This is a genomic window from Comamonas sp. C24C (genome assembly GCF_053345995.1).
This window is the reverse complement of record NZ_JBKFBC010000010.1, coordinates 40,174-53,477: the sequence shown is the minus strand read 5'-3', so window position 1 is coordinate 53,477 and position 13,304 is coordinate 40,174. Positions and strand designations below refer to the sequence as shown.

15 protein-coding genes are annotated in these 13,304 nt (G+C 61.3%); 9 read left to right on the top strand and 6 right to left on the bottom strand.

Annotated elements, in window-relative coordinates; genetic code table 11:
• Window positions 1-22: 22 nt before the first annotated feature.
• A complete protein-coding gene (locus tag ACLBXN_RS17875; protein ID WP_447613135.1) occupies window positions 23-292 on the bottom strand; it encodes a hypothetical protein in 270 nt (89 codons plus the stop codon).
• Between ACLBXN_RS17875 and ACLBXN_RS17870 the strand changes: the two genes are divergently transcribed.
• The gene (locus ACLBXN_RS17870) at window positions 210-518 is read left to right on the top strand and encodes an SWIB/MDM2 domain-containing protein (RefSeq protein ID WP_003053560.1); all 309 of its coding nucleotides are present in this window, start codon (window positions 210-212) and stop codon (window positions 516-518) included. The genes ACLBXN_RS17875 and ACLBXN_RS17870 overlap by 83 nt on opposite strands.
• Before the next feature lie 156 nt (window positions 519-674).
• On the opposite strand, the gene ACLBXN_RS17865 is transcribed toward ACLBXN_RS17870, so the two are convergent.
• The 5 genes from ACLBXN_RS17865 to ACLBXN_RS17845 form a co-directional block, all read right to left on the bottom strand.
• The gene (locus tag ACLBXN_RS17865) at window positions 675-2,078 is read right to left on the bottom strand and encodes a sulfite reductase subunit alpha (protein ID WP_447613015.1); all 1,404 of its coding nucleotides are present in this window, start codon (window positions 2,076-2,078) and stop codon (window positions 675-677) included.
• Window positions 2,075-3,193, bottom strand: a complete 1,119-nt coding sequence (locus tag ACLBXN_RS17860) for an FAD:protein FMN transferase (protein ID WP_447613014.1) — start codon at window positions 3,191-3,193, stop codon at window positions 2,075-2,077. Before ACLBXN_RS17860 ends, ACLBXN_RS17865 begins: the two co-directional genes overlap by 4 nt.
• An 84-nt stretch (window positions 3,194-3,277) precedes the next feature.
• Window positions 3,278-4,078, bottom strand: a complete 801-nt coding sequence (locus tag ACLBXN_RS17855; protein ID WP_211458778.1) for a DUF4198 domain-containing protein — start codon at window positions 4,076-4,078, stop codon at window positions 3,278-3,280.
• Between the two features lie 164 nt (window positions 4,079-4,242).
• Complete coding sequence (locus tag ACLBXN_RS17850; protein ID WP_043004071.1) at window positions 4,243-4,764, bottom strand: DUF2271 domain-containing protein; 522 nt, start codon at window positions 4,762-4,764, stop codon at window positions 4,243-4,245.
• A gap of 28 nt (window positions 4,765-4,792) precedes the next feature.
• Window positions 4,793-5,443, bottom strand: a complete 651-nt coding sequence (locus ACLBXN_RS17845; protein WP_447613013.1) for a PepSY-associated TM helix domain-containing protein — start codon at window positions 5,441-5,443, stop codon at window positions 4,793-4,795.
• Window positions 5,444-5,780: 337 nt separating this feature from the next.
• On the opposite strand from ACLBXN_RS17845, the gene ACLBXN_RS17840 reads away from it, so the two are divergent.
• The 8 genes from ACLBXN_RS17840 to hemP all read left to right on the top strand — a co-directional run bounded on the left by ACLBXN_RS17840 (window position 5,781) and on the right by hemP (window position 13,175).
• The gene (locus ACLBXN_RS17840) at window positions 5,781-8,075 is read left to right on the top strand and encodes a TonB-dependent receptor (protein WP_447613012.1); all 2,295 of its coding nucleotides are present in this window, start codon (window positions 5,781-5,783) and stop codon (window positions 8,073-8,075) included.
• 269 nt (window positions 8,076-8,344) lie between these two features.
• Window positions 8,345-9,025, top strand: coding sequence for a Fe2+-dependent dioxygenase (locus ACLBXN_RS17835; protein ID WP_447613011.1), 681 nt, complete (start codon window positions 8,345-8,347; stop codon window positions 9,023-9,025).
• Between the two features lie 120 nt (window positions 9,026-9,145).
• Entirely contained in the window at window positions 9,146-10,273 is a 1,128-nt protein-coding gene (locus ACLBXN_RS17830) for an alpha-hydroxy acid oxidase (RefSeq protein WP_447613131.1), read from the top strand.
• A 95-nt stretch (window positions 10,274-10,368) separates the two neighbouring features.
• The gene (locus tag ACLBXN_RS17825) at window positions 10,369-10,662 is read left to right on the top strand and encodes a (2Fe-2S)-binding protein (RefSeq protein WP_029158775.1); all 294 of its coding nucleotides are present in this window, start codon (window positions 10,369-10,371) and stop codon (window positions 10,660-10,662) included.
• Between the two features lie 144 nt (window positions 10,663-10,806).
• Entirely contained in the window at window positions 10,807-11,535 is a 729-nt protein-coding gene (locus tag ACLBXN_RS17820) for an energy transducer TonB (protein WP_447613010.1), read from the top strand.
• Between the two features lie 23 nt (window positions 11,536-11,558).
• Window positions 11,559-12,281, top strand: a complete 723-nt coding sequence (locus ACLBXN_RS17815; protein WP_003053540.1) for a MotA/TolQ/ExbB proton channel family protein — start codon at window positions 11,559-11,561, stop codon at window positions 12,279-12,281.
• A gap of 3 nt (window positions 12,282-12,284) precedes the next feature.
• A complete protein-coding gene (locus ACLBXN_RS17810; protein WP_034365655.1) occupies window positions 12,285-12,701 on the top strand; it encodes an ExbD/TolR family protein in 417 nt (138 codons plus the stop codon).
• Between the two features lie 264 nt (window positions 12,702-12,965).
• A complete protein-coding gene (hemP, locus tag ACLBXN_RS17805) occupies window positions 12,966-13,175 on the top strand; it encodes a hemin uptake protein HemP (RefSeq protein ID WP_003053537.1) in 210 nt (69 codons plus the stop codon).
• Window positions 13,176-13,304 lie beyond the last annotated feature (129 nt).

The window sequence follows — 13,304 nt, the reverse complement described above, 5'->3', positions numbered from 1 at the left end:
GCACCCACGGAGAGCAACTTTTTCACAACACTCTCGAGGAAAAACCCATGAAAACAGACACTAAAAGGTCCGAGATCAACAAATCGAGGCAAAAAAACAGCTGACGAGCTTGGAAGAGCGATTTTTTGCCATTAGCATCAGACTCAGCCAGTGGATTGCAGCTGTATTTCGCTGGTGATAAGTCCACTACCCAATTAGGAATAAGCAAAATGGCAACTGCAAAGAAGGCACCCGCTGCAGCACCGGCAGCAGCTCCCGCCGCTAAGAAGCGCACTCCCAACGCTGCCTTCATGAAACCCCTGACACCCAGCGCTGCTCTGGCTGCCGTGGTTGGCAAGGACCCCCTGCCCCGTACCGAAATCATCAGCAAGCTGTGGGTCTACATCAAGGCCAACAACCTGCAAGACGCAGCCAACAAGCGCATGATCAACGCCGACGCCAAGCTCAAGGAAGTCTTCGGCAAGCCCCAAGTCTCGATGTTCGAGATGGCCGGCCTGATCGGCAAGCACGTCAAGTAAGCACTGCGCTTGCGCTGACCACAAAAAAGCTGGCCTGAGCCAGCTTTTTTTGTTTCTGAAGATGGCTGATGGCCCTGCCCAACGTCAGGCCGACCGCAAAGCCATCGTGCGACATGCCTATGCCTGCACGGCAATGAAAGTGTGTATCTCAGGAGTTCAATACACATCGCGCCGGTAGCGACCCGAGCCCAGCAACTCGGCCACCTTGGCCTCGCCCAGAATAGCCTGCAGCGTCAGATGCACGCCCTGCCCCATGCCATTGAGGCTGCCGCAGACATAGATGGCCGCGCCACGCTCCACCCATTGCCGGACCTCCTCGGCATGGCTGCGCAGCAAATCCTGCACATAGCGCGAGTCCTTGCCGTTGCGCGACCAGGCCTGATCCAGCCGCGCCAATCGCCCCTGCTCGACCCACGCCGCCAACTGCTCGGCACATAAGGCATCATGCTGTGGGCTGCGCTCTCCGAACAACAACCATTGATCTTTTCGGTCTTGCTGCACACGCGCCTTGATGTGGCTGAGCAGGCCTGCCAGGCCCGAACCATTGCCAATCAGGATCAGCGGCCGCCCGGCGTTGTCACCGAGTCTGAAACCACGGTGCTCGCGCAGCGTCAGCGACAGTACATCTCCCTCTGCCATGCCGCAGCACAGCCAGTTCGAGGCCTGCCCGGGCGATCCGTCGGCACGCGTGCTCTCGCGCACCAGCAACTGCAGACTGCCGTCGGCCGTGATCGAGGCGATCGAATAGTCTCGTGCGCGCTCCGGGTCGGCGGGCACGCACAGGGACACCAGATCGCCCGATTCCCATTGCGGCAGCTCGCCAGACTGCGGTGTCCATTCCAACTGATACAGCGCCCCGCCCTGGCTGCCGGGATTGAGCAAACGCCGCCGGCTGAGCACAAAAGCTACGCTTTTCGGTGCCTGCAACCAGTCCGCATCCAGCTCCTGAGCCGGAGCAGACTCGCCCAGCAGGCTCTGCCTTATCTGCCCGACCTGGGCCTGCCAGCTCTGCAAGCTCGGCCCATCCATATTGTCGACACAGATGAGATCGCTGCGCGCGCCGCTGGTCTGCAGCCATTCGTGCACCTGCACACCAAAAGCACAGAACTCCTGATACTCGCGATCCCCCAGCGCCAGTACCAGGCTTTGGTGCTGGGTCAGCGCAGGCTGCGCGGCCATGAGTTGCTGCACAAAGCCCAGCGCATGGTCGGGCGCATCGCCTTCACCCGTGGTGGACAGCATCCACAGGCTATGCGCATATTCCTGCAGCAGCTCGGCCGTCAGTTTCTCCACGGGCAGCAGGCGCACCTGAAGCCCGCCATCAACCAGCATCTTGGCCGTGGCACGGGCCAGAGCCTCGGCCTGCCCCGTCTGGCTGGCATAGGCCACCAGGACGGCAGGCGCCTGGGCATCGCCCTGAGATATCTGGCTCTGGGCTTCGTCGGCCAGGCGCTGCCTGCGTACCCTGGAGCCGATACCCCAGCACATGCCGGCGTACGCTGCAACCAGGCCCATGGCGCCATAGATGCGCTCGGGCGTCAAAATCCATTCCACTGTCATGCCTCAAATTGGTTGATCCAGGCGGGTGTCTTGATCACCTGCCTGCGGGTCCCATTGCCATCGGATGCAAGATGCGATGTCAGCACGGCTGCAATCCCGTGCTGAAGGGCAAAGTCCATGCCTTGCTGCGGCCCCAGCACCGTGAGCACGGTGGCCAGGGCATCGGCATGCATGCACTCCTCATGAAACACCGTGACGCTGGCCAGATCATGCGCCACCGGCCAGCCGGTGCGCGGATCCAGCGTGTGCGAATAGCGCTTGCCGGCGTGCGTGAACTGGTGCCAGAAGTCGCCCGATGTGGCAAAAGCGCCCTCGCGGCAGGCCACGATCAGGGATTCCGCCTCGGTAGCGCCGCCCATGCCCAGCTGCACCTGCCAGGGCCGGCCATCGGGCCTTTGCCCCCAGCTGCGCAGCTCGCCGCCGATTTCGAACAGGCCCGCGGCCCAGCCCGCTGCCTGCAGCTTCTGCACCGCCCAGTCCACGGCAAAGCCCTTGGCAATGCCGCAAAAATCCAGCTCCAGGCCACCGCTCTGCTGCAATTGCCGGGTCTGCGCATTCCAGCACAGATGGCGACAGCCGCTGCTCTGCAACAGGCGCTGGATCTCATCACCAGGCGGGGTTTGCCCGTGATGCGGCTGCAAGGGGTTCTGACGTGGGCCGAACCCCCATAGCGAGACCAGCGCTCCCATGCAAGGATCCATGGCTGCGCCAGACCATCGGGCCCAATGCAAGGCCGCTTCCAGAACATGCGCAAACTCTGTCGGCATCACATGTGTTTCACCGGGCTCTGAACGATTGAACCGGGTGATCAGCGAATCGCTCTCCCAGTTGCTCATCTGGGCGATCACATCCTCAAACACCTGCTCCAGCAGCGACAGCACCGGCTCCGTGGGCAGGTAATCCGGGTTGACCAGACGCAGCGACCAGTGCGTGCCCATGGTCTGGCCGGACAGGCGGTGAATGCGCCCATCCTGCTGGTGCTGCAGGCTTGCAGGTCTCCAGCGTTGCACGCCGAAGTCCGGCGCCGGCGTCCGCTCATAGGCCTGGCTCTGCCCTTCAGATGAGGGCAGTTGCCAGAGGCTGGCATCGAAGCGTACGCGGACAGAAGTGGTCATGGGCATCCGGACAAGGGCACAACAGCAGTGAAAACGACGACGCGCCCGGATCGGGCGCGTGTTCAGTCCATCAAGCGACAGCGCTTAAGGCAGAACTTCCAGGGTCGCGATATAGCCCAGGCGGCGCTCCGTGGCCTTGGCGATGCTGGTCTTCTTGTCCGTGGCATCGGCGTTCAGCCAGAACAGGCCTGCGCGGGGGAACTTGATCTTGACCTGGCCCTTGGCATCGGTCTTGAGCTTCATGGCATCCACACCGTCGCGGTAGCGAATGCCGTCGGCCACCAGCTCCAGCTCCAGATCCGCAGCAGGCTTGCCGTCGATCTGGAATTCGAAAGTCGCCTCTTCGCTGGCCACCAGATCATTGGGGTGAGTCACGGGCTTGAGCTCCAGGCCCTTGCCGGTCAGCGCCAGTGTCGAGGGCTTGCCCAGGGACACAAAGGTTTCCATGCGGCGCAGATTCTCGGTCACGCGCACTTCCTTGGCATCGGCAGGGATCTGCTTGAGCACTTCTTCCACCGAGCCACGCAGGCGCTTGGGCTGGCCGTTGGCATCCTTGTAGCCGCCCATCACGCCGGTCATCAGCATGGTGACGCGGTAGGTACCTGTCTTCTCGGGCTTGAAGTCGAACATGCTGCGCAGCTCGCCTTTGGCCACATTCTTCATTTCCACCGCCGCACCATCGGGCGCGGTCACCTTGACGGCATCCAGACCCAGCGGACGATGGTTGAAGAAGAACACATCGTTGGACACGGCGGCATCCACCGTGACCCAGTCAGACTTGGACAGCACGGTACTGGAAGGCTTGAACCACAGATCATGCGCCTGGGCGCCCAGGGCAGCCAGAGCCAGAGTTGCAGCGACGATGGCACGAGTTTGGAACTTCATATCAGGTCCTTGAAAACAGAAAGGGTGACAAATCCGAAAATGAGGCGATGCCCAGGCCAGGAACACCGAGCAAGAGCCGCCTCGCAGCGAAGGTGCAGTCCCCCTCCGCGAAGCAGAGAGGGGGAAGGCGCGAGGCCGCCCAGGCCAAGCGCCTCAGGAGGCGATCAAGGCTTCAATTCCAGCTTGATCGCGCCCAGCTCGGTGCTGCCATTGGCGCTCAGGCTGGTGGCCTGCTTGACGGGCCACTCGAAGGGAATGGAGACCAGCTCACGGCCGCCGACTTCACGGGCGGCTTCCACCATCAGCTTGTACTGACCGGGAGCCAGCTGGGGCAGCGGATTCTTGCCTTCGGCAAAGGACAGCGCATGGCTGCCCACGGGCTTGGTCGGCTGGGTCACGCCGTCGATGGGGAAGCTCAGCTCACGGCCCGTACGGCGCCACCACTGGCGCATGTCCTTGAGCCACTTGGTGCCCTCGGCATTCTTCATCTTTGTGTCGTACCAGACGGACAGATTGGCGGCCACGCCGCCATCGGCCTTTTCCAGCCACACAGCAACATAGGGCTTGTGGTATTCGGCCACCTGCAACTGGGGCACGGTCACCGCCACATTCATGCCGCCCGCGAGTGCCGGCAGGCCCACCACGGCGCTCAATGCCACCGAGGTTTTGAAAATCCGCTTAGCCATTTTCTCTTCCTTCACAAAATTCTTGGGCTCAGTGCACGAGCAGCAGAACCAGCAGGGCCGGCAACACCAGCCCTAGCCCCACCATGGGCCAGGTCATGGGCCGGCGCTGTGCATGCATCTTCAGAATCAGCAGACCCGTGATGCAGAACACCAGGCAACCGATCGCAAAGATGTCGATGAACAAGCTCCAGGCACCGCCGGTATTGCGCCCCTTGTGCAAGTCGTTGAGGTAGGAGATCCAGCCCCGGTCGGTCTTCTCGTACTCGACCGAGCCCTCCTTCAGGTCCACGCGCAGCCAGGCATCGCCGCCCGGGCGCGGCATGGGCACATAGGCCTCGTCCTCGCTCCACTCCACGGCAAAGCCCTTGGCACTGACCTTGATCTGCTGAACCAGCCAGCCATCCACCTCGGCAGGCAAGCCCACCGCACTCTTGTCCGCCGCTTCCACGCCCTGCTTCTGGGCTTGCTGCAGTTTTTCAAGCAGATTCGGGGGAAGTTGCGCATCACGCGATTCGACCTTGGGCTTGGACTCGATCTGCCCGGCGTGATTCAGGGTGAACCCCGTCACGGCAAACAGCAGCATGCCGATCAGACAGATGGCGGAGCTGATCCAGTGCCACTCATGTAATTTTTTGAGCCAATACGCCCGCTGCGGAGCGTTGGAGGAAGCCGCGGTCATTCAGAACTTTCTGGGATTGCATCGCCGCCGGGCCGAACCGGCCTGCGCGACATCGCGCCACAAGGCCCGGCCTTGGGTACACGGCAAGGCGGCATTCTAGTTGCGCAAAATTCTAAATGCATATCACTTCTATTTACTTTACTTGGCGTAAACAAAGCTCCCAGTCATGACCAGCGTCATTGCGCCGTCCCGAGAGCTCATGGCGAGCGCCCATTCTGTTGCCCTACTGCAACAAAACGTAGGGTATCCGCAGCCATTATTGAATGGTATCGAGAATTATTATCAATATCACCTAGAATCCGCACGCTTTTTCAAAAATCGACTCTTCATCAAAAGCATGTCCAACCACTATCTGACCCCGACCGACTCCAACGGCTTGCGCTGCGAGCTCAAGCAAATCGTGATTGCCGCAGGCCTGTGCCTGATTGGCGCCAGCGCGATGGCTCAGCAGGAAACCACCTTGTCCACCGTGAATGTGGAAGCCGCTGCCGACGCCAGCTTCAAGACCGAAGCCAGCTCCCAGAGCAAGTTCACCGCTCCCCTGCTGGACACGCCCAAGACCGTTCAGGTCATCAATGAAGAGATCATCAAGCAGACCGGTGCCACCAGCCTGCAGGATGCCTTGCGCTCCACCCCCGGCATCACCTTCGGCAACGGCGAAGGCGGCAACCCCACCGGCGACCAGCCCTTCATCCGCGGCATGGACGCCCAGTCCAGCACCTTTGTGGACGGCATGCGTGACATCGCTTCCGGCACGCGCGAGTTGTTCAACGTGGAATCCGTGGAAGTCATCAAGGGCGCGGACTCGGCCTACGCAGGTCGCGGCGGCGCCGGCGGCTCCATCAACATCACCACCAAGAAGGCCAAGAACGAGAATTTCATCTCCGGCGATGTGGGGCTGGGCACCGACAAATACCTGCGCGGCACCCTGGACATCAACCGCAAGATCAACGAGACCACCGGCATTCGCCTGAACGCCATGGGTCACAGCGCCGACATTCCCGGCCGCAACGGCCCCGACAACAAGCGCTGGGGCATTGCCCCCACCGTGACCTTCGGCATGGGCACGCCCACCGAAGTGACCCTGTCCTGGCAGCATCTGCAGACCGACAGCATGCCCGATGGCGGCGTGCCTTATCTGTACAGCAATGCCGCCATGGCCAAGCTGGCCGGCGGCTCCACGGTTCGCCCCAGCTATGGCAGCAACAGCGCCAACTGGTACGGCATGAACAACCGTGACTACCAGAAGGAAAAGAGCGATCTGTTCACGGCCTCGGTGGAACACAAGTTCACCGACACCAACAAGATCCGCAACAGCCTGCGCTACAGCAAGAGCAAGCAGGACTATGTCTGGACCCAGCCCGATGACTCCAAGGGCAACGTTCTCAACGGCTATGTCTGGCGTCGCGGCAACTTCCGCTTCTCCGATGTGGAAACCCTGCAGAACGTGACCGAGTTCACCGGCAAGGAGCAGACCGGCTCCATCGGCCACAGCTATGCCTTCGGCCTGGAGCTGTCCAAGGAAAAGTCCGATGCCCAGTCCGGCGCGATTCAGGACAACAGCACCAGCACCTGCACATCACTCAATATGTGGTGCACCTCGCTGAACAATCCCGATGCCTCCACGCCCTGGAACTACGCCTGGGACAAGGGTCGCACCACCCGCAACAAGATCGACACCGTTGCTATCTATGGCTTCGACACCTTGAAGTTCAATGAGCAATGGCTGCTGAATGCGGGCCTGCGCGTCGACCACTACAAGACATCGACTGCGGCTCCTGACTACACCAACCCCATCACCAACGCCAAGTCTGTCGCCTTCGACTACTCTCGCAGCGACACACTGTTCAACTACCAGCTGGGTCTGGTCTACAAGCCAGCCACCAATGGCAGCATCTACGCCAATATCGGCACCTCCTCGCGTCCCGGCGGCTCGACCCTGGGCAACGGCAGCGAAGATCTGGCCATCACCTCCGATGCGCTGGCCAATCTGAAGCCCGAGAAGACCCGCTCCATGGAGCTGGGCACCAAGTGGGATCTGCTGGACAAGAAGCTGAATCTGTCTGCTGCCATCTTCCGCAACAACGTCACCAATGTCCGTATCACCGATGGCACTGGCGCCGTCTTCATGGGTGGCGACAAGGTGGTCAATGGTCTGGAGCTGGGCTTCACCGGCCAGATCCTGTCCAATCTGAGCGTGTTCGGCGGCTATACCTATATGGATAGCGAGCAGAAGAACGCTGGACAGACCTGCACCGGCACGCCTCTCAAGTGCGTGAGTTCCGCCGCCAACGGTCAGGCCTTCATCAACACGCCCAAGCACAGCTTCAGCCTGTGGACCAGCTACAAGCCCATGCCCAAGCTGACGCTGGGCCTGGGCGTCTATGCCCAAAGCAGCGTCAATGCAGCTTACGCAGTGTCCACCGTGGATGGCGGCATCGTGACCAAGGGCGTCGGCGGCTACACCCGCTTTGACGCGATGATGGCCTACCAGATCGACAAGAATCTGGCCTTCCAGCTGAATGTCTTCAACCTGGGCGACAAGGTCTACTACAGCGGCGTGCGTTCGCCCCACTACGCCACCATGGCCGCCGGTCGCTCTGCCGTGGCTTCGCTCAAGTTCACGTACTAATGAATGCCCTGCCTGCGCTTGATCTGGCGCAGGCTTGCTGCAAACCATCACCCCAAGCCCCGCAGGCACCAGATGCCAGCGGGGCTTTTTACGTGCACACGGCCCAAATACTCCTTCAGAATGCCGGATTCCGGCTCTTAAAACCATAGCTTCTTACGCTTGTCCTGCAATGATTTCAATATGAAAAGATATTGAAAACAATATGCAGCAAGCGCAACTAGCTATGGTTAGTTAAGAGACCAGGATCAACAACCGCCAGATACCGACCCATGCTGCTACGCATCCCCAGCCTGCTCACTCCCGATGAAGTACGCCACTGCCGCCAGGCGCTGGAAGCCGCCAGCTGGCAGGACGGCAAGACCACGGCCGGTCATGTGGCGGCTCAGGTCAAGAGCAATCTGCAGCTGCCGCTGGACAGCAAGACCGGCCAGCAGATCGGCGACCTGATCCTGGACCGGCTGGGCCGCAACCCGTTGTTCATGTCGGCAGCCCTGCCGCTCAAGGTCTTGCCGCCGCGCTTCAATCGCTATGAGGGCGGAGGCACTTATGGCAACCATATCGACAATGCGTTCTTCACCATTCCGGGTACCGCCATCAAGGTCAGAACCGATGTCTCCACCACGGTCTTCTTCAGCGATCCCGACGAATACGAAGGCGGCGAGCTGATGGTGGAAGACACCTTCGGCCAGCAAAGCGTGAAACTGGCGGCCGGCGACGCCATCGTCTACCCTGGCACCAGCCTGCACCGCGTCAACCCCGTCACGCGCGGCACGCGCTATGCATCGTTCTTCTGGACGCACAGCCTGGTCAAGTCGGCGGAGCAGCGCCGTCTGCTGTTCGATCTGGACCAGAGCATTCAGCAACTCACCCAGGAGCAGCCCGAACACCCGCGCGTCGCCGCGCTCTCGGGCACTTATCACAATCTCTTGCGCATGTGGTCTGAAAGCTAGCCCCCCTGGAGAGACGGCACTGCGCTGCTGGGCAGCCCTTGCCGGCAGTCTCCCCCTGCACCGTGCCTGCTCTACCGCCCCATCCCCATCCAACCGGCTTGATTTATGACTGTTGAACGTTTGAATGCCGCAGGCCAGCCTGTCAAACCGCCACTGACGCAGATTTCCGCGCAGATGGGCTCCCTGGCGGACTACGCCCGACTGGCGCGCGAGCATATGGAAGCCCACGCCTGCGCGCATATCGAAAGCGGCGCCGATCAGGGGCTGACGCTGGCGCATAACCGGCAGGCGTTTGACCGCTTTCGCCTCTGCCCGGAACCGCTGGCCGATCTGTCAGACGCTCATACGCGGCAAAGCCTGCTGGGCCTGAGTCTGGACTGGCCCTTGCTGCTGGCACCTGTTGCCTACCAACAGCTGGCGCACCCCGAAGGCGAACTCGCCACGGCACGCGCGGCCATGGCCATGCGCACCGGCATGGTGGTCAGCACCCTGTCCAGCTACCCTCTGGAGGCCATTGCCCAGGCCGCACAAGCCGCAGCCCAGGAGCTGGGACGCAGCGGCCCGCTCTGGTTTCAGCTCTACCAGCAAGCGGCACGCGAGCACACGCTGCAGCTGATCCGGCGTGCCGAAGACGCCGGTTATCAGGCCCTGGTCTGGACGGTGGACGCCCATATCAAACGCTCCAGCTACCCGCTGCCGCCAGGCGTAGAGGCCGTCAATCTGCACGGCATGCCCAGGCAGAGCCAGAGCGGCGATCTGATGAGCGAGCATATTCTGTTCGGCTCCGAGTTGGCCCGAGGCGCGCCCACCTGGGACGACCTAGTCTGGCTGCGCCAGCAAACCCGCCTGCCGCTGATCGTCAAGGGCCTGCTCTCGGCCCGCGCCGCCGCGAAAGCCGTGGAACTGGGGGCCGATGCCATCGTGGTCTCCAACCATGGCGGGCGCGTGCTGGACGGCGCCGTCTCCGCCCTGGAAGTGCTGCCTGCCATACGCGCGGCCACGCCTGCCCATATCCCGCTGCTGATGGATGGCGGCGTACGCCAGGGAACCGATGTGCTCAAGGCCATCGCCCTGGGCGCCAGCGCCGTACTGCTGGGACGGCCCCAGATGCATGCCCTGGCAGTGGCCGGCATGCTGGGCGTGGCCCATATGCTGTATTTGCTGCGCGCCGAGCTGGAACTGGCCATGGCGCAGACCGGCTGCGCCAGCCTCGATCAGATCGGGCCCGGGCTCTTAACCACTTACTGAATGTGCGTAATTTGGCGGCATGCATTGCAAATGCGATGGATTCTCATTTATACTCCGCCTATTGCATCAATAGCCAGCAACAACTGCCTGTAGCCATGATCGTCTGTGTATGCCGCCGGGTTTCTGACCGAGAAATAGCACGCCACGCGCATGCGGGGATGAGCTTTGACGAAATCCAGTTTGAATTGGGCGTTGCCACACAATGCGGGCGCTGCGAAGGCTGCGCACGCGATGTCGTCGCCCAGTGCAGTGCCAGTCATCCGATCGCGGCCATCCACAACGAAGCGCAATCCCGCGCGTCGATGCAGACGGTTCAGCTTGCCACCAATATCCTGGAAAGCAAAGCATGGCCCACCTCTCCGTCCTCTCAGCCGTCTTCGGCAGTCTGATTCTCGTGATGGTATGCACCTGGTGGATCCTGCGTGAATGATGCGTTCCTGTCTGCGTGCCCTGTTTTCTGTGCCTGCTATTGCCGGTTGACCAGCGCTTTTCCTTTCTGATTCCAGCCTGCGCTGGTTGCTCTTCTCGCTCTTATGTCCCAGTCTGATCGATTTGCACCTGCCAGCGGCCCAAGCCGCAATATGGCAGTTGCTGGTGCTGTGGTTGTTGCGCATGCTGCTGCCCTGTGGGCCATGCAACATGGTCTGGCACAGCAAAAGCCGCCAGAGGTAGTGATTCCCGCCAGCGTGATTGCCCAGTTTGTGGCACCGCCAGCCGCCGAACCCACTCCGCCGGCTCCGCCTCCGCCCCCCAAGCCCCCTGCGCCAGCGCCCAAACCCGAGCCCAAGCCACAGCCCAAGCCCGAGATCAAGAAGGCTCCGCTGCCCAAGGCCATCAAGGATCCAACGCCGGCACCGGCCGCGCCTCAGGGCGCCCTGGAGAACAGCGACAGTAAACCGGACAAGACGCCGCCAGCGCCACCCGCGCCCCCGGCTCCTCCAGCCCCGCCCGCACCTCCGGCACCACCGGCTCCGCCCAAGCTCGAGCAGCCATCGAGCAATGCGGCCTATCTGAACAACCCCGCTCCCGCTTATCCTTCGGTCAGCAAGCGCATGGGTGAACAAGGCAAGGTGCTGCTGCGCGTCTATATCAACGAGCAGGGCCAGCCCGAGAAAATCGAAATCAAGCAGTCCAGCGGCTTTGACCGTCTGGATGAAGCGGCCGTCAACACCGTGCGCCAGTGGAAGTTTGTCCCCGGCAAGCGCAATGGCGTGGCCGAACCCATGTGGCACATCGTGCCCATCAACTTTGTTCTCAAATAAATCTGCAGTTCTCAGGAGTACCCATGGAATCCCAATTCGGCATTGCCCACGTCTGGACACAGGGCGACTTCGTGACCAAAGGCGTGGCCATCATCTTGCTGGTCATGTCGGTGGCCTCTTGGCTGGTCATCGTTCTCAAGGCCCTGGATATCGTGAAATTCAAGAAGTTCGCCACCCAGGCGCAGGACTTCTGGCACAGCCCCGATCTGGCCACCGGCCTGGAAAAGCTCGGTGACGACAAGCAGAACCCCTTCCGCTTCATGGTGCTCGAAGGCCGTGAAGCCTCGGCCCACCACCGCAAGACCAGCGTCCATCTGCATGACACACTGGACATCAGCGACTGGGTGACCCGCTGCCTGCGCAACGGCATCAACGAATTCACGGCCCGCCTGCAATCCGGCCTGGCAATTCTGGCTTCCGTGGGCTCCACCGCCCCCTTCATCGGCCTGTTCGGTACCGTCTGGGGCATCTACCACGCACTGGTGGCCATCGGCATGTCGGGTCAGTCCTCCATCGACAAGGTGGCCGGCCCCATCGGCGAAGCGCTGATCATGACCGCACTGGGTCTGGCCGTCGCCATCCCCGCTGTGCTGGGCTACAACGCTCTGGTACGCGGCAACAAGGGCATTCTGAATGCACTGAACAGCTTTGCCCACGACGTGCACGCCTATTTCGTGACCGGTGCCCGCGTTTCCGTGGACGGTCAGATTTCCGGCAATGTGCTGCCCCTGAAGAAAGGCGCCTAAGCCATGTCGTTCGGAACCATGGATGATGGGGACAGCGATGATGTGATGAACGAAATCAACATGACCCCTCTGGTGGACGTCATGTTGGTGCTGCTCATCATCTTCATCATCACCGTGCCCGTGATGAAGCACTCGGTCAACGTGGACCTGCCCCGCGCCACCAACCAGCCCGAGGACACCAAGCCTGCCACCGTGCAGCTGGGCATCACGGCCGACGGCAAGTATTCCTGGAACGGCCAGGACATCAGCGACGAACAGCTGGAGACCAATCTCCAGGCCGAAGCCGTCAAGGAGCCTCAGCCCGACCTGCACATCCGCGGCGACAAGGAAGTGCGCTACGAACGCGTGGCTCAGGCCATGGCCGCCGCTCAGCGTGCCGGCGTCAAGAAAATCGGCTTTGTCACCGACCCTACCCAATAAGCGCGTGCTTATCCAAAAAAAACGGCCCTCCAGGGCCGTTTTTTTATGACTCGAAGACATCGAGCAGTGGCATCCGCATCCTGCCTGACCGGCCGGGCCAGCTCTGCACAACATCGCAAGGCAGAAATCCCGGGCTGGCGCACGAACGGACGGATTCCAGCAGAAAAATAAACAGTGTTTTTTCGCAAATGAGACTAAGTATCACTTGCACTTTAATTGAGAATTGTTATCATTACACCAGTTTTGAACTTAAGGAATCACGGCATGTCTGCACCGCTTGTTGCGACCTCACAGCCCAACAACCGCAGCTCTTCCTCCATGGCTGCTGCAAACCCCTCAGCCGCTGCCGGCTCCAGCCTGGGCCTGGACAGCGCCCTGCTGCTCAACGGCCAGAAGGCCGTCACCATCCTGCATAACGGCACGCCCTATCGCCTTCAGGCCACCAAGCTGGGCAAGCTCATTCTGACCAAATAAACCGTTTCATCGTGGGGCGACACCGCAAGTGTCGATTCGCCAGCCATAGTCGTTGTAGAGCACCTGCCCTCTCTTGTGCTCACACTTCACATAGCCACGCGTTTTTTCCTCATTCGCAACCCGCCAAAA